A 16,254-nucleotide genomic window follows, 5' to 3' on the forward strand; every position below is an offset into this window, starting at 1 on the left:
GCCGGCTCAGCCGCCGCTGAGCTGGGAGGCGGACGGCACCTGGTCCTTGACCTCGGCCCCGGCGCTCCTACCGGCGTCCTTGACCCCGTTGATGACGTTCTCGAACGTCCCGACGTCCGCGTCGTTGGCATCGCCCTTGCGCAGCTTGGAGCCGAGGTTCTTGAGCGAGTCGATGCCGGAGCTGAGGGGGGCGACGGCCTTGGAGAGAAGCGGGTCGCCCTTGGCGTTGTTCACGGCCGCCTTCAGCCGGTTGTATGTGAAGGCGCCGGCCAGACCGGCCTTGACCAGGGCGAACGTCCGGCCCTTGGCGCCCTTCTTGAACTTGCCCGCCCTGTAGGGCTTCACGATCCACTGGTAGGCGGCGCCCGCCGCGAGCCCCGCGTTGACGACGAACCGCGTCTTGGCGAGCTTCTGCTTCTCGAAGGAGCTGGACGGGGTCGGGGAGGCGCTGGCCTCCGCCACGGTCAGGCTGTCGTGGGCGCTCTGGGTTTCGCCTCCGCAGGCGGTCGTCGACACCAGGACGGTGGTGGACAGGACGACCGCCACGAGTATGCGGCGGAAGGGGAGCGTACTGGGCACGATGACCTCCGGGGATGTTTCGGCCTCCCCGGCAGCCTCACCCGCCCCCGCAGGTACCGCCACTCGGGCGAGCCCGGACGGGGCCCTTCGGGGGGTGCGGGATTCGCCTGCGGGCCGGTGGGGGCCGGGCACGCGGTTCCCCGCGCCCCTTCTTGGCCCGGTGTTCGCCTGCGGACCGGTGGAGGCCGGGCGCGCAGTTCCCCGCGCCCCTTCTTGGCCCGGTGTTCGCCTGCGGACCGGTGAGGGCCGGGCGCGCAGTTCCCCGCGCCCCTTAGGGGGATGGTGGGCGTCCGGCGCCGACGGTCAGTCAGAGGGGGCCGGGAAAATTCAGCCCCTCCGGCGTTTGAGGAGCGGGGGCAGGGGCCGGAGGCCCCGCCCCTCAGGGGCGCGGGGAACTGCGCGACCAGCCACAGACGGCCTGCAGACGAACGGGGGCCCGGGCCGCAGGCCCCGCCCGGGGTCCGGGGCGGAGCCCCGAAGCGGGGGCGGGGGTGCAGCCCCAGCGGGGGTACCGGAGGGCGCAGCCCCAGCGGGGGTATCGGGGGGCGCAGCCCCGTGGCGGGGTGCAGGGGCCGCAGGCCCCGCCCGGGGATGCAGGCCCCGCCCGGGGATGCAGGGGCGTAGCCCCCGGGAAACCCAGGGGCTACCCCCCACCCACCCCCGGAGGGTTTAGGGAACGGGCGGGGAGGGGCTGTCGCAGCACTCGGGACGGAGCCCGCGCGGCAGGCGCTCGCCGCTGAAGACCGCCGTCGTCGCCTCGTCACCACCCAGCGCCGCCACCGCCAGCACCAGCGACCCCGCCGTCCACGTCGTGAGCTCCTCCGGCCACACCGCCCGGTTGCCCTCGAAGACGTAGCCCGTCCAGTAGAGGCCGTCCCCGGCCCGCAGGTGCTGGATGGACTGGAGGATCTCCAGGGCGCGGTCCGACTCGCCCATCACCCACAGCGCGAGGGCGAGTTCGCAGCTCTCGCCACCCGTCACCCACGGGTTCGGCAGCACGCACCGCACCCCCAGCCCGGGCACCACGAAGTCCTCCCACCGCGACTCGATGCGCGCCTTCGCCTCGGCGCCGGTGACCGCGCCGCCGAGGACGGGGTAGTACCAGTCCATGGAGTAGCGGGACTTGTCCAGGAACCGCTCGGGGTGGGCGGCCACGGCGTGCGCGAGCGCACCCGTCGCCAGCTCCCAGTCCGGCTGCGGCTCCTCGCGCTGCTCGGCGATGGCAAGCGCGCACCGCAGCGCCTGGTGGATCGAGGAGCTGCCGGTCAGCAGCGCGTCGGTGACCGGAGAGCCGTCCTCCTCGCGCTTCCAGCCGATCTGCCCGCCCGGCTGCTGGAGCCGCAGTACGAACTCGACGGCCGCGAACACGACGGGCCACATCCGGTCGAGGAAGGTGTCGTCGCCGGTGGCGAGGTAGTGGTGCCAGACGCCCACCGCCACATACGCGACGAAGTTGGTCTCCCGGCCCCGGTCGGTGATCTGAGCGAAGTCCCCGTCGTGGTACGCCGCGTACCAGGACCCGTCCTCGTTCTGGTGCCGCGCCAGCCACTCGTAGGCGCGCGCCGCGGCCTCGTGCTCGCCCGCCGCGTCCAGGGCCATGGCGGCCTCGGTGTGGTCCCACGGGTCCAGGTGGTGGCCGCGGAACCACGGTATGGCGCCGTCCTCGCGCTGCACGGCGAGGATGCCGGCCACCGTGGCGGCGGCCTGCGCGGCGGTGAGCACCCCCGGCAGGACCAGGTGTTCGGTCCGCTCCGGTGAGGTCACTTGGCAGCGACCTTGTCGAAGCGCGCGAGGTGCGGCTTGGTCGCGTACGCCACGAAGCTCTTGCCGACGACCGGGTTGAGCGCCTGCTCGGCGAGCCGGGTGACCAGGGGCTTCTTCATGATGTCCCAGACGAGCAGCTTGTGGTACGCCCGCACCGGCAGCGCCTTGTCGTTGTCCACGCCGAAGGCGCACTTGAGCCACCAGTACGGCGAGTGCAGCGCGTGCGCGTGGTGCGTGCCGTACGGCTTGAGGCCCGCCTCCTTCATCTTGCCCAGGAGCTCGTCCGCCTTGTAGATGCGGATGTGGCCGCCCTCGACCTCGTGGTACGCGTCGGAGAGCGCCCAGCAGACCTTCTCCGGCCCGTAGCGGGGCACGGTGACCGCGATCCGGCCGCCCGGCTTGAGGACCCGGACCATCTCGGCGAGCACGCCCTTGTCGTCCGGGATGTGCTCCATGACCTCGGAGATGATCACGACGTCGAAGGACTCGTCGGGGAAGGGCAGGTTGAGCGCGTCGCCCTCCATCGCGGTGGCGGTCGCCCCCTCGGGCGCCTCACCGGCCTCCTTCATCGCCGCGAACCACTTGGCGACCTCGCGGATCTCCTCGCCGTTCTGGTCGAGCGCCACGACCTGCGCACCGCGCCGGTAGCACTCGAAGGCGTGCCGCCCCGCGCCGCAGCCCAGGTCGAGCACGCGGTCGCCCGGGGCGAGCGGGAAGCGGGAGAAGTCGACGGTCAGCACGGGGCCTGCCCTTTCACATAACAAAGACCGGAGGCCGCGGAGCGGCCGGGAATGGGGGCCGCGGAGCGGCCGGGGCCTGGGCGGCCGGGGTGGCGGGGGTCGGGGCGGTGCCGGGTCACCCGGTGGGCTTTCCGGCCGCGGAGCGGCCCTGCGCGGCGATCGCGGAGCGGTAGAGCTCGGCGGTGCCCTCGGCCGCCCGGGCCCAGGTGAACCGGTCGAGGACGCGTTCCCGCCCGGCCGCGCCGAGCCGTGCGCGCAGCTCCGGGTCGGCCAGCAGCCGGTTCAGCGCCGCGGCCAGCGCGCCCGGCTCGCCCGGCGGCACCGCGAGGCACGTCTCCCCGTCGGGCCCGGCGACCTCCGGGATGGCGCCCCCGGTCGTGGCCACCAGCGGTGTCGCCGTCGCCATCGCCTCGGCGGCCGGGAGCGAGAACCCCTCGTACAGCGAAGGCACACAGCTGACCTGCGCGGACCGTACGAGGTCGACCAGCTCGGCGTCGGTGATGCCCTTGACGAACCGGACCGCGTCGCCTAGCCCGTACTTCTCGATGGCCTGCGCGACCGGTCCGTCCTCGGCGCGTTTGCCGACCACGACGAGGTGCGCCTCGGGGTGCTCGGCGCGCACCTTGGCGAGGGCCTCGACGAGGAAGACGAGCCCCTTGAGCGGTACGTCCGCGCTGGAGGTGGTGACGATCCGGCCGGGCACCTCGGCCACCGACGGGTCGGGCGACCACAGGTCGGTGTCGGCGCCGATGTGCACGACCCGGATGCGGTCCTCGCGGACCCCGAGGTGCTCGACGATCTCGCGCTGCGAGGAGCCGGAGACGGTGAGCACGGACGGCAGCCTGCGGGCGACCCGCTTCTGCATCCGCGTGAACCCGTACCAGCGGCGCACCGAGGAGCGCCGCTTCCAGTCGCCGGCGGCGTCCAGCTCCAGCTGCCGGTCGACGGTGATGGGGTGGTGGATCGTGGTGACGAGGGGCGCGCCGAGGTCCGCGAGCAGGCCGTAGCCGAGCGTCTGGTTGTCGTGGATGACGTCGAACTCGCCCTTGCGGGCGGCGAGGTGGCGCCGGGCCCGCAGCGAGAAGGTCAGCGGCTCGGGGAAGCCGCCGGTCCACATGGTGGCGACCTCGACGGCGTCGATCCAGTCCCGGTACTCGTCCTTCTTGGGCGTACGGAACGGGTCGGGCGAGCGGTACAGGTCCAGGCTGCCCAGCTCGGTGAGCGGCACGCCCTCGTCCAGGACGGGGTACGGCTGTGCGCCGATGACCTCCACGCTGTGTCCCAGGCGGGCGAGTTCGCGGGAGAGGTGGCGTACGTAGACGCCCTGGCCGCCGCAGAACGGATTGCCCTTGTACGTCAGGAGGGCGATCCGCAGCGGGCGGTCGCCCGCACGGGCCGGCTCCCCTGCGCGGGGGCTTGCCTCTACGGCCTCTGCGGTCACTCGCGACCCCTTCATCGCTGCGTTTCGCCGGAGCGTAACCGCTCGCGCTAATCTAGAACAAGTTCCAGACTTGATCCTTCTTGATCTCTCCGAGGAGCCTCAAGAAGCTTCGAATCTACCGGCAGGTAGTGCGCGTGTGAGAGCCGGAACGGGTGATTCGCGCCACCACTGGAGCCCCTGCCATGCTGTGCCCCCGGAAACGGGCCGCCAGGGGCGTGGGAACCGCACGGGGAACACCGGGCATCGGACGACGGAACGGGACAGATGACAGCGGAAGCCAAAGCAGCCATTCCTGCGTCGCCCGCCCTGACCGAGCGCCAGGAGGCGCGCCGCCGCCGCATCCTGCACGCCAGCGCCCAGCTGGCCAGCCGGGGCGGCTTCGACGCGGTCCAGATGCGCGAGGTGGCCGAGGCCGCGGGGGTCGCGCTCGGCACGCTCTACCGCTACTTCCCGTCCAAGATCCATCTGCTGGTCGCCACCATGCAGGACCAGCTCCAGCATCTGCACTCCACGCTCCGCAAGCACCCGCCGTCCGGTGATTCGGCCGCGGAGCGGGTCGCCGAGACGCTGATGCGGGCGTTCCGCGCGCTCCAGCGCGAGCCGCACCTCGCCGACGCGATGGTGCGCGCGCTCACCTTCGCCGACCGCTCGGTCAGCCCCGAGGTGGACACGGTCTCCCGCCAGACCACCGCGATCATCCTGGACGCGATGGGTCTGGACCACCCCACCCCGCAGCAGCTCTCGGCGGTCCGCGTGATCGAGCACACCTGGCACTCGGCCCTGATCACCTGGCTGTCGGGGCGGGCCTCGATCGCCCAGGTGAAGATCGACATCGAGACAGTGTGCCGTCTGATCGACCTCACCGCGCCGGAGGGCCTCCCGGCGTGACTCGCTTCCCGGCCTGACCCTGCTCCCGGCCTGACTCGCTTCCCGGCCTGACCCGGCTCCCGGCCTGATCAGCGCGGCGAATCGGCTCTGCGTTCGGCGCGCACATACTGCGGGCACCACCGCTCCGCGCCGCTCTGTGCGCCGTGCGCGCCCCCATGCCACCCCGTGGCTGATAATCCGGCTTCCCGTTCCCCGGGCCCCGGATAGAAATGTTTCGCGTGCAAAAGGAAGGCAACCGGTAGGCGAGGAGCTGGAGGGGGCTTAAACGTGATCCGGGTACTTCTCGTGCACGATGCTTGTCTGATGCGCTCGGCTCTGGCCGAGCGCCTGGCTCGTGAACCGGGCTTCGAGATCCATCACGCGCCATGGCGCAGCGCACCCGCCCGCGCGCGGGTCCTGCGGCCGGATGTGTGCGCCGTGGACCTGGACTGTTCCGACTCGTACGGAATCGCACCGCTGGGAGAGTTAGAGAGTCGGCACAACGGGTCGCGGGGCACCCGGCTCGTCGTGCTGGCCAGCGCCAGCAGACCCGGGCCGCTGCGCCAGGCCGTGGAGGCGCACGCGCTGGGCTACGTCGACAAGGACGCCACTCCGGAGCGTCTCGTCACGGCGATAAGACGGGCCGCCGCAGGCCAGCGGTTCATCGACGACTCGCTGGGCTACGGGTTCCTGCGGGCGGCCGAAATGCCGCTGACGAGACGGGAGCTGAGCGTGCTCTCACTCGCCGCCGAGGGCGCCTCGATCGCGGACATCGCGCACAGCCTCCATCTGTCCAACGGGACCGTACGGAACTACATGGCGGCGATCACCCGTAAGACCGGCGCCCGCAACCGCGTGGACGCCATCCGCATCTCCCAGGGCGAGGGATGGGTGTAATCCAGTCAACTCCCGGTAGAACGCGGACTGTTGGAGAAGCTCGTCGTGCGTGCCGCGCTCCACCCCGGCGCCGCCGAGCATCAGCACCTGCCGGGCCCGGCGTGCCGAGCCGGTCCGGTGTGCCACGACCACCAGGGCCGTCCCGGGCCGCTCCGCGAACGCCCGCTCCGCCCGCGCCTCCGCCGCCGGGTCGAGATGGCAGGTCGCCTCGTCGAGCAGGACCAGTGGCACGGGGGCCGCGTACGCCCGGGCGAGAGCGATCAACTGCCGCTCCCCGGCCGAGAGTCCGGCCGGTGCGACGGTGGCGTCGAGCCCGCCGAGCCGGTCGACGAGTCCACGGGCGCCCACGGCCGTACAGGAGGCGAGCAGGCTCTCGTCGCCGGGCGGGCCGTCCGGGCACAGATAGGTCAGATTGGCGCGGACCGTGTCGGTGAAGACGTACGCCTGCTGGGGCACCAGGACCCGCGCGCAGCCGCGTAAAACCTCGCCGCTGTCCGGCACCCGCACCCCCGCCATGAGCTCGGCCAGCGTGGACTTGCCGATTCCGCTGGGGCCGACGACCGCGAGGTGCCCGCCTTCGGGCACGGTCAGGTCCAGGCCGTCGACGACGGGCGCCGCCCCCGGCCCGTACGCGAAGGTGACGCCCCGCAGCCGCACGGCCTCGCCCGGACCGGGCTCCCCGCCGGGGCGCGCGGGCGCCTCCTCGTGCGCCCCGTCCGCCGTCAGCCGCCGCAGCACCACGAACAGCCGCGCCCCCGAGGTGCCCAGGCCCTGCATCAGGGACTGCAGGGCCGGGATCAGGGACTGCGTGAGGTACGCGAGGGCGCCCACGAACGCGCCCGGGGTGACGCCGTGGTCGAGCAGCCAGGGGGCCGCCGCGAGCAGCAGCACCACGGTCAGCCGGCCGCCGATCCCGGCGGCGAGGGTCCGCAGCACGCCCCAGCGGGCCAGTGCGCGCGAGGCGTGGAACTCGGCGTCGATCCGCTCCCGTACGTCCGCCGCCACCCGGTCCTGCGCCCCGGCCGCCGTGATGTCCCGCAACCCGCCGACCGCGAGCCCGAGTTCGGCGGCCAGCGCCTCGTCGGCGGCCAGGAACACCTCCTGGCGGCGGGCGAGCGGGCGCAGGGTGGCGAGGAACAGGGCGAGCCCGGCGGCCAGCGGCAGCGCCACCACCGGCAGCAGCACCGGCGCCAGCGAGAGCAGCCCGATCAGCGCCCCCACCGCCGTGACGACGAAGGTCCGCGACACCATCACCAGACCGGCGAGCGTGTCGCGGGCGATCTCCACCTGGTGGGTGAGCCGGGAGACCGCCGCCCCGTCCGGCGCCCGCAGCGCCCGGCGCACCACCCTGCGTACGAGGTCGTCGCGTACGGGCTCGACGAGCGCGGCCACCGCCAGATGCACCCGGCCGGTGCCGAACGACCCGGCCAGCACGCCGAGCGCCGCGAGCCCGAGCCAGCCGAGGCCGGTCCCGGTGTGGCCCGCGAGGAAGCCCCGGTCGAGCGCCCGCGCCAGCGCGTAGCCGAGCAGGAACGTCTCCCCCGCCTCCAGCGCCGACCAGGCGGCGAGCCGGAGCAGCGCCCGCCACCGGGGGCGCGCGAACCGCAGCAGGCGCCCCTTCACCCGGCCTCCCCTCACCCGGTCTCCCCTCACCCCGCCTCCTCCCACCCGGCCTCCTCCGCGAACACCGCGCGGTACTCGGGCAGCCGCCACAGCTCCGCGTGCGGGGCGAGCGCGCGCACCCCGCCGCCGTCCAGCCACACCACCAGATCGGCGCGGGCGGCCGTGGTCACCCGGTGGGCGACGATGAGCCGGGTGCCCGGGGTCAGTTCGTCGAGCAGGGCGCGGGACACCTTCAGCTCGGTCGCGGAGTCCAGGCTGGAGGTGGCGTCGTCGAGGATCAGCAGCCGCCCGCAGTGCGCGAACGCCCTTGCCAGACCGAGCCGTTGGGCTTCGCCGCCGGACATCGGGGCGTCGGCGCAGGGCGTGTCGTAGCCGAGCGGCAGTCTGCGGACGAACTCGTCGGCGCACGCCGCCCGCGCGGCCGCCCTGACCTCCTCGGGGCCCGGTTCGCCGACGCCGAACGCGATCGTGCCGCCGACGGTCGCGCCGAGCAGCGCGGGGCGGGCGAAGGCGTGGCCGACCTCGCGGCGCAGCGCGTCCCGGGAGAGCTCGGGCAGCGGGACGCCGTCGACCAGGACCGTGCCCCGGTCGGGGTCCGCGAGCCGGCCCGCGACCGCCGCCAGGGCCGTCTTGCCGCTGCCGGACCGCCCCACCACGGCGGTCACCGCGCCGCCGGGCACGTACAGGTCGACCTCGCGCAGCGGGCCGGTGGAGACGCTCCGGAACTCCAACGCCCCAGCACCTTCGGGCAGTCGGCGCGTTCCGTACGTCATGGCGGGCGGGGCGAGTGCCTCGGCCAGGCGGTCGGTGGCGGCGCGGCCGCGCACCAGGCCGTTGAGCAGGCCGACCAGGACGCCGGTGCCGGTGGCGAGGACCGCGTACCGCCAGGCCGCGAGCATCCCGCCGACGCTCAGCGCGCCGTCCGCGAGCCGCAGCCCGGCGACCGCGAGCACGGTGAGCTGGAGCAGCGGCAGCAGGGCGGCGGCCTGGGCGGTGGAGCGGCCGGTGACGCGCCACATGCGGAAGCCCTGGCGGGAGAGTTCGGGCAGGGGGGCGAGGATGCGGGCCGCGTCGCGTTCGGCGGTTCCGGCGGCCGCGATGGTGCGGGCGCCCTCCACCGCCTCGGTGAGCCGCCCGGCGATCTCGCCCTGGGCGCGCAGATAGGCGGCGCCCACATCGCCGGACGCACGCACGAACACCCGTAGCAGCAGGGCGAGTACGGGCATCCCGGCGAGCAGCGCGAGGGCCGTCCACCCGTCGGTGAGGGCGAGCGCCACCAGGCCGCCGACCGGGGTGAGCACGGCGGCGAGCGTGGCGGCGAGGGTGGCGGGCACGGGTCCGGCCTGGGCCGCGTTGCCGACGAGCCGGGCCACCAGGTCGCCCTCGGGGAGGGCGGCGCGCGGCCCGGTCGCGAGGACGTGGCGCAGTACCCGGTCGCGTATCCACGCGGTGGTACGGGCGTTGGCGGTCGCGGTGACCAGGCCGTCGAGGGCGCCGAGCAGGACGGTCGCGCCGGTGAGCGCCGCGCACAGCGCGAGCCAGGGTCCCGCATCCGCCCGCTCGTCGCCGAGCAGCAGGTCGAGGGTGCGGCCGAGGGCCCACGGCAGGGCCAGGCCCGCCCCGGCGAGGGCCGTGGTCAGCAGCAGGACGAGGGCGGCGGGTGCCGCGCCGTACCGGACGGTCTCGCGGAGAAAGGGGCGTGGAGCCAAGGGACCCTCCGGGGCGCGCAGGCCCCGGGCGGAGAGCAGATCCGCCCGGGGCCACGTCACACGGTTGATCAGGATCGATCACGGTTGATCAGGTGCAACAGGGATTGATCAGGGTGGTTCGTGTCTCAGAGGCAGAGCAGCTGGCTGGCCCCGCTGTGCTTGTCACACAGCAGCAGGCTGACGCTGCTCTCGCCACCGCCACCACCGGTGGTCTCGGGAACGTCCATCTTCTGAAGGTCGAGAAGTGTCATGGCCATCTCCTTTTGTCGGGACTTTCGTCGGGACTTTCTTCGTGGGGACGGGTTCACCGTCCGGCCCCTCGCGGGGCCGTCTTGGGGGCCACCGGAAGCGGTGGCAGGAAGGGCAGCCCCGCGGGGCGCCTTCGGGCGGACGCGGCGGCGGGCAGCGAGCCCAGGGCGAGCAGACAGCCCGCCGTGCCGGTCGCGAGGTCCATGGAGAGCCGCATCATCTGGTTGCCGGGAAAGGCCAGGTGGCCCTCGTACGGCACGGCGTACCAGGCGAGCGCCGCGCTCTGCGCGTCCAGGTCGGCACGTGCGGCGCGGGTGCGGGCGAGGTGCAGCACCATGCCCGCGCGGCCGTCGAACAGGCCTGGCTGGGCGTAGTACCGCAGCCGCGCGGTGGGCAGGATCGCGGCCCTGGCCTCGGCGAACTCCTCGTCGTACCGGTGCGCCAGATAGTCGTCCAGCACCATCGCGATGCCGACGCCGCCGGAGCCGAGATAGGGCATGGTCCGTACGCCCTCGTCGACCTGGAGGGCGCCCGAGCGGTCGGTGACGCAAGCCCCGAGGTCGCGGCGGAGGAACTCGGCGGCGTGGTCGAGGAGCGCGGGTTCGCCGGTGTGCTCGTAGAGCCGCAGGAAGAGCAGGGCGGGGCCGCTGGCGCCGTGCAGCAGACCGGCGCGTCTGCGCCCGCCGCCCTCCTCGGGCCTCGGCTCCCCGGCGATGATCCAGGCCGCCTCCAGGGCCCGGTCGCGCAGATCGCTCTCGCCGGTGGTGCGGCCGAGCGAGTCCAGCGCGAGCCCGAGCCCGGCCAGGCCCCCGTGCAGGCCGGGCGCGAGCCGCTGCCACTTCTCGTCGAGCACCCGGTCGACGAGGTCGAGGGCGCGTTCGGTGTGGCCGAGCCGGTCCAGGACGTACGCGACGCCGCTCAGCCCGTCGTAGAAGCCCAGCGGACAGCCGGCGGGCGGCTCCTCTGTGCGGCGCAGCAGCCACTCCTCGCCGTCCCGGTAGCGCCCGGCGCCGGTGACGTCCAGGGCGTAGAGCACCCCGGCCGCGCCGTACGCGACCCCGAGGCCGCCGCCGTCCGCGAACTGGGAGATGTCACCGGGGAAGAGCCGGTCCTCGCGCTCGGGCGTGGCGGAGGCGAGGATCGCGCGGACCATCGAGTCGCGCCCGGCGGGCCACTCCTCGGGCCGGGCGGGCAGATAGGGCCGCGCCAGGGGCTCGTCCGTGCCCCGGATGACCCGTACCGCCTCTTCGAAGAAACCTTCCGGCACAGCGGGGAACTGGCTCTTCGCGACCTTCGCCAGATGCGCCGCCTTGTCCTGGTCGACCACGAGCAGCGTCGTCATCGGCACGAACAGGGCCAGCCGCAGACAGGCCAGCGCGTACTGGTCGACCTCGAAGCCGGTGCGGTCGCGCGGGGCGATGAACCCGGGGTGCGCCATCATCTGCCCCCGATGCTCCTCGACCGGCACCGCGCCCTCGAAGTCCAGGAGCCGCACGGAGACCTCACGGCCGCCGTTCGCCTCGCCCCCGTCCGGGCCGACCATCACGTTGAACATGTGCAGGTCGTTGCAGACCAGACCGCGCGAGTGCACCTCCTCCACGGCCCGCTCCACGGCCCGGTGCACCGCGAGCGCCCAGGTCGTGTACGAGGCCACCGCGTCCGGGTCGGGGTCGACGGCGAGCAGCGGGTGGCGCTCGGCGAAGAACGCGTTCAGCGTGCGCCCCTCCAGGAAGTCCATGACGAGGAAGCGGTGGCCGCCCAGCTCGAACCAGTCGCGCACCTCGGGCGCCACGCCGAGCCCCGAGATCCGCTCCAGGGCGGCCTTCTCGCGCTCAAGGCGGGTGACCGCGTCGGAGCCGTCGGCGGCCAGACCCGCGTACGGCCGGGCCTCCTTGAGGACGACCTTGCTGCCGTCGCGCACATCGGTCCCGGCGTACACACCGCCGCCGTTGGAGAAGTGCAGCGCCTGCTCGATGCGGTACGGCAGGTCGCCCACGGTCGTCGCGTTGCGCGCCTCCAGCTGGGGCCGCAGGAACGGGGGCAGGGCCACCCACTCGGGCACCTGGAACGCGGGGTCGCGGCGGTCGGGGACGAGCTCTCCCCTGGCGTTCTCGATCGCGGGCACCAGCGCCCCGCCCTCGCCGACGCAGTGCCGCTCGGCGAAGCCCCCGTAACGGACGTACAGGGGACCGGAGTTCCAGCGCAGATCGGTGAGTATGTACGGGCCCGGCTCGCCCTGGAGGAGCTCGCCGAGCTCGTTGAGTATTCGCTCCAGCTCGCCCACGCCGGAGGGGTAGATCGTGGCGAACTTCCCGCTCGAACCGCGCCCGGCATACTTGGAGTTGCGCAGGTGGAGCGGCTGGCGGCCCGGCACGAACTTGAACGGCACGGCTCTGGGGACGCAGTACTCCCACACCTGCGCCGCCATCTTCTCGGCGTTGTCCAGACACGCCGAGACGTGGATCTTCCAGCCCTGGAGGGGGCGGCCCTGGCGCGGTTCGCCGGCCGCGTCCACCGGACTGAAGTGGAGCCAGTCCCCGGAGAGGAAGGTGCGCCACCCCTCGGGGACCGGCCGCTGGGCCGCCTCGAAGAGCGGCACGGACTCCCCGGTCCTGGACGAGGACAAGCGGTCCGGAGTCTCGTAGAAGTGCCTGTCGGCCAGGCAGAAGACCTCGTACCGCTTGTCCATCGCTTCCCCCCTCGGTGGCGTGGCAACGAAGGTGCCACGTCGGCCGGGGGCCGGGCAGTCGCATGTGTCATGCGGTCACCGTGCGGTACTCATGCGTCAACCTGTGTTCGCAGGAGTTCGAACGCGCTGAGATGCGGCTGCGGGACGCCGGTGACTGGGCGATTCGGCTGCGGGCCGGTGGGGGGCTGGGCGCGCAGTTCCCCGCGCCCCCCAGGAGATCCGGGTCCCCGCATCCAGCGAGGGCGCCCCGAAGGGACGCATTGAGGGGCGCGGGGAACTTCGCGACCAGCCAGTACGGCCCGCAGCAAACCGACCATGCAGTCGGCGGCGGACTCACTCCTCCGGAGGAAAAACCGGCTCGCCGGACTCAAGCAGGGTGATGCTGATCGCCTCGACCGGGCACCCCTCGGCCGCAGCGAGCACTCGCTCATTGGCGTCGGTCTCGGCGGCCCGCGGCCGCGACTGCCGCGCCGTATCCAGCCCGAAGCCACCGGGCGCGGTGTTCACGCACATGCCCGACCCGATGCAGACGCTCCGGTCGACCTCGACGTGCCAGCGGTCACCCATCACACCTCACCTCCATATCCGGCCGGGAGGTGGATCATCTTGTGCTCCAGGTACTCGCTCAGCCCCTCGGGCCCGAACTCCCGCCCCAGGCCAGAGTTCTTGTAGCCGCCGAACGGGCCGAACATGTCCAGGCTGAAGGTGTTCACGTTGAAGGTGCCGGTGCGCACCTGGCGGGCGAAGTCGATGCCGTGCTCGACGTCGCCGGTCCACACGCTGCCGCTGAGTCCGTACTCGGAGTCGTTCGCGATCCTCAGCGCCCCGGCCTCGTCCGCGTACGGCAGAAGGCAGATCACCGGCCCGAAGATCTCCTCGCGGGCGATCCGCATGGAGTTGTCGACGGCGCCGAAGAGCGTCGGCTCGACGTACCAGCCCCGGTCCCGCCCGGCCGGACGGCCGCCGCCCGCAAGGATCTTGGCGCCCTCCTCCTGGCCGATCCGGATGTAGTCGAGCGAGCGCTGCTGCTGCCGTTTGGCGACCAGCGGGCCGACCTGGGTCGCCGGGTCGAGCGGGTCGCCGACGACGAGCTGCCCGGCGGCGGCCGCGAACGCCTCCGCGAACTCGTCGTAACGGCTCGCGGGCGCCAGGATGCGGGTCTGGGCGACGCACGCCTGCCCGTTGTTCATCCACGCGGCCGGGACGACTCCGGCGACGGTCGACGCCAGGTCGGCGTCGGACAGGACGACGGCGGCGGACTTGCCGCCCAGCTCCAGGGTGACCCTGGTGAGGTTGCGCGCGGCGACCTCCATCACCCGCCGCCCCGCCGCGACCGACCCGGTGAACGACACCTTGTCCACGTCCGGGTGCCCCACCAGGTACTCGCTGACCTCGCGGTCGGCGGGCAGGATCGAGAGCACGCCCTCCGGCAGCCCGGCCTCCCGGGCGATCTCGCCGAGTATGTACGCGTCGAGGGGCGTCTCGGGGGACGGCTTGAGCACCACCGAGCACCCGGCGAGCAGCGCGGGCGCGAGCTTGGCGGCGGCCACGAACTGCGGGACGTTCCACGGGACCACGGCCGCCACGACCCCGACCGGCTCGCGCCGGACCAGGATCGGCCCGAGGACGCCGACGCGCCGCTCCTCGTACGGGAAGTCGCGCGCCACGGTGATCGCCGCGTCCCAGACCATCATCGCGCCGAGGGCCTGCGCGAGGACGCTCCAGGAGTACGGGGAGCCGTTCTGCGTACTGATGGAGCGGGCGATCTCCTCGTGGCGCACGGCGATCGCGTCCTTGATACGGGAGACGACCTCGATGCGGTCGGCGAGTGGCAGCCGCGGCCAGGGCCCCTCGTCGAAGGCCCGGCGGGCGGTGGCGACGGCGTGGTCGACGTCGGCCCGGGAGGCGTGCGGCACACGGCCGATGACCTGCTCGGTGTGGGGCGAGACGACTTCGATGACGTCGGATCCACGGGGGTCGGTGAGCTCCCCGCCGATGTAGAGCCGGTCGTGCTCGATCAGATCGTTCGTGGCATCGGTCATGGCGTGGTGCCTCCCGCTCGGGTCCGCTCCGGACCACTTTCTGACGGCATTTCAGATCTGCCAGAACTGATACCAGTTCCCCTATCAGGAGTCCACGGGCCGGGAGACCTCTTGAGGGCTGACTGAAACACGTTCTACTGTGGCGGTGCCCTGGAGCTTCCAGCGGGTGGCCAGAGACGAGGCTGATCCATGACGCAGGTGACACGGGGGACGCGGGTGGGCGACCACGGCGGGGGCGTCCGCTCCATCGAGGTGCCCATCCCGGACAACCCCCTCGGCCACACGCTGGTGTACGTCGTCGACACCGACCGGGGCCCCGTCCTGGTCGACACCGGGTGGGACGACCCGGCGTCCTGGGACACGCTGACGGAGGGGCTGCGGCAGATCGGAACGGACGTCGCCGACATCCACGGGGTGGTGCTCACCCACCACCACCCCGACCACCACGGGCTCTCCGGCCGGGTACGGGAGGCGTCCGGCGCGTGGCTCGCGATGCACGCGGCGGACACGGCGGTCGTACGGCGCACCCGGGAAGCCGAACCGGGGGCTTGGCTCGACTACTTGACGGAGAAGCTGACGGCGGTGGGGGCCCCGGAGGACCACCTCGCGCCGCTGCGGGCGGCGCGGGCGCGGGGGTCCGGCCGGGTGCTGCCGGGCCTGCGCGCGGCGCTCCCCGACCGCGAGATCGTCCCCGGCGACCTGCTCCCGCTGCCGGGCCGCCGGCTGCGGGCGATCTGGACGCCGGGCCACACGCCGGGCCACGTCTGCCTCCACCTGGAGGAACGGCATCCGTCCGACCGCCCCGGCCACGGCCGCCTGTTCTCGGGCGACCACCTGCTGCCCGGGATCACCCCGCACATCGGGCTGTACGAGGACCCCGACGACGCGACGGTGACGGACCCTCTCGGCGACTACGTCTCGTCCCTTGAGCGGGTGGGGCGCCTGGGGGTGGCGGAGGTCCTTCCCGCCCACCAGTACGCGTTCACGGACGCGGCTGGGCGTGTCCGGGCACTCCTGGCCCACCACGAGTCCCGCCTCGCGGACCTGCTGGCGCTACTGGCATCGAAGCCGCTGACCCCCTGGCAACTGGCGGTCCGCATGGAGTGGAACCGCCCCTGGGCGGACATCCCCCACGGCTCCCGCAACATCGCGGTGTCGGAGGCGGAGGCGCATGTGCGGCGGCTGGTGAAGCTGGGGCGGGCGGAGGGGGTACCGGGCCCACCGCTGTCCTACCGAGCTGTGGATCCCCCCACCCCACCCGTTCCCTGAACCCTCCGGGGGTGGGTGGGTGGTTGAGGCGGGTTTCCCGGGGGCTGCGCCCCCGGACCCCCGGGCGGGGCTACGCCCCTGCACCCGCTTGCGGGGCCTGCGGCCCCTGCACCCCGCTCACGGAGGCTTCACCCCCGGTACCCCCACCGGGGCTGCGCCCCCGCACCCTCTCGCGGGGACTGCGGTCCCTTCGCCCCGGTTACGGAGGCTTCGCCCCCGGTACCCCCGGCTGGGGCTGCGCCGCCGCCCCCGCTTCGGGGCTCCGCCCCGGGACCCGTTCGCCCGCGGGTCGCCTGTGGCTGGTCGCGCAGTTCCCCGCGCCCCTGAAGGGGCCCGCTCCTTGCACGCCGGAGGGGCTGGAGGTGCCCAAGGGGCGCGGGGAACT

General features: G+C 73.5%; 12 protein-coding genes and 1 pseudogene. 3 read left to right on the top strand and 10 right to left on the bottom strand.

Going from position 1 to position 16,254, the window contains the following annotated elements:
- Positions 1 to 6: 6 nt before the first annotated feature.
- From ACZ499_RS38165 to ACZ499_RS38180, 4 genes are all read right to left on the bottom strand, one after another.
- Positions 7 to 579 carry a hypothetical protein gene (locus ACZ499_RS38165; protein WP_468681549.1) on the bottom strand — a complete coding sequence of 191 codons (573 nt, stop codon included), beginning with the start codon at positions 577 to 579 and terminating at the stop codon, positions 7 to 9.
- A gap of 669 nt (positions 580 to 1,248) precedes the next feature.
- Positions 1,249 to 2,343, bottom strand: a complete 1,095-nt coding sequence (locus ACZ499_RS38170; protein WP_468681552.1) for a prenyltransferase/squalene oxidase repeat-containing protein — start codon at positions 2,341 to 2,343, stop codon at positions 1,249 to 1,251.
- The gene (locus ACZ499_RS38175; protein ID WP_406344794.1) at positions 2,340 to 3,083 is read right to left on the bottom strand and encodes a class I SAM-dependent methyltransferase; all 744 of its coding nucleotides are present in this window, start codon (positions 3,081 to 3,083) and stop codon (positions 2,340 to 2,342) included. The genes ACZ499_RS38170 and ACZ499_RS38175 overlap by 4 nt, the downstream gene beginning before the upstream one ends.
- A 115-nt stretch (positions 3,084 to 3,198) precedes the next feature.
- Positions 3,199 to 4,524, bottom strand: a complete 1,326-nt coding sequence (locus ACZ499_RS38180; protein ID WP_468681554.1) for a glycosyltransferase family 4 protein — start codon at positions 4,522 to 4,524, stop codon at positions 3,199 to 3,201.
- A 264-nt stretch (positions 4,525 to 4,788) separates the two neighbouring features.
- On the opposite strand from ACZ499_RS38180, the gene ACZ499_RS38185 reads away from it, so the two are divergent.
- Together ACZ499_RS38185 and ACZ499_RS38190 are read left to right on the top strand one after the other, a co-directional pair.
- Complete coding sequence (locus tag ACZ499_RS38185) at positions 4,789 to 5,412, top strand: TetR family transcriptional regulator (RefSeq protein WP_468681556.1); 624 nt, start codon at positions 4,789 to 4,791, stop codon at positions 5,410 to 5,412.
- Positions 5,413 to 5,679: 267 nt separating this feature from the next.
- Entirely contained in the window at positions 5,680 to 6,288 is a 609-nt protein-coding gene (locus ACZ499_RS38190; RefSeq protein ID WP_468681559.1) for a LuxR C-terminal-related transcriptional regulator, read from the top strand.
- A gap of 213 nt (positions 6,289 to 6,501) precedes the next feature.
- On the opposite strand, the pseudogene ACZ499_RS38195 reads toward ACZ499_RS38190, so the two are convergent.
- From ACZ499_RS38195 to ACZ499_RS38220, 6 genes and pseudogenes are all read right to left on the bottom strand, one after another.
- Positions 6,502 to 7,539 (bottom strand): annotated as a pseudogene (locus ACZ499_RS38195) (ATP-binding cassette domain-containing protein); the annotation flags it as partial.
- Between the two features lie 398 nt (positions 7,540 to 7,937).
- Positions 7,938 to 9,680 (bottom strand): ABC transporter ATP-binding protein, encoded by a 1,743-nt coding sequence (locus tag ACZ499_RS38200; RefSeq protein ID WP_468681561.1) that lies wholly within the window; start codon positions 9,678 to 9,680, stop codon positions 7,938 to 7,940.
- A gap of 65 nt (positions 9,681 to 9,745) precedes the next feature.
- On the bottom strand, positions 9,746 to 9,871 hold the full coding sequence (locus ACZ499_RS38205; protein WP_358835101.1) for a SapB/AmfS family lanthipeptide: 126 nt from the start codon (positions 9,869 to 9,871) through the stop codon (positions 9,746 to 9,748).
- Positions 9,872 to 9,924: 53 nt separating this feature from the next.
- Positions 9,925 to 12,558 carry a class III lanthionine synthetase LanKC gene (gene lanKC / locus ACZ499_RS38210; RefSeq protein WP_468681565.1) on the bottom strand — a complete coding sequence of 878 codons (2,634 nt, stop codon included), beginning with the start codon at positions 12,556 to 12,558 and terminating at the stop codon, positions 9,925 to 9,927.
- A 333-nt stretch (positions 12,559 to 12,891) separates the two neighbouring features.
- A complete protein-coding gene (locus tag ACZ499_RS38215) occupies positions 12,892 to 13,125 on the bottom strand; it encodes a ferredoxin (RefSeq protein ID WP_468681567.1) in 234 nt (77 codons plus the stop codon).
- Positions 13,125 to 14,600 (bottom strand): aldehyde dehydrogenase, encoded by a 1,476-nt coding sequence (locus ACZ499_RS38220; protein WP_468681569.1) that lies wholly within the window; start codon positions 14,598 to 14,600, stop codon positions 13,125 to 13,127. The genes ACZ499_RS38215 and ACZ499_RS38220 overlap by 1 nt, the downstream gene beginning before the upstream one ends.
- 189 nt (positions 14,601 to 14,789) lie before the next feature.
- Here ACZ499_RS38220 and ACZ499_RS38225 point away from each other — a divergent pair, with 189 nt between their 5' ends.
- Complete coding sequence (locus ACZ499_RS38225; RefSeq protein ID WP_468681571.1) at positions 14,790 to 15,869, top strand: MBL fold metallo-hydrolase; 1,080 nt, start codon at positions 14,790 to 14,792, stop codon at positions 15,867 to 15,869.
- Positions 15,870 to 16,254 lie beyond the last annotated feature (385 nt).

The sequence above is a fragment of the Streptomyces sp. NPDC031265 genome (assembly GCF_055570295.1).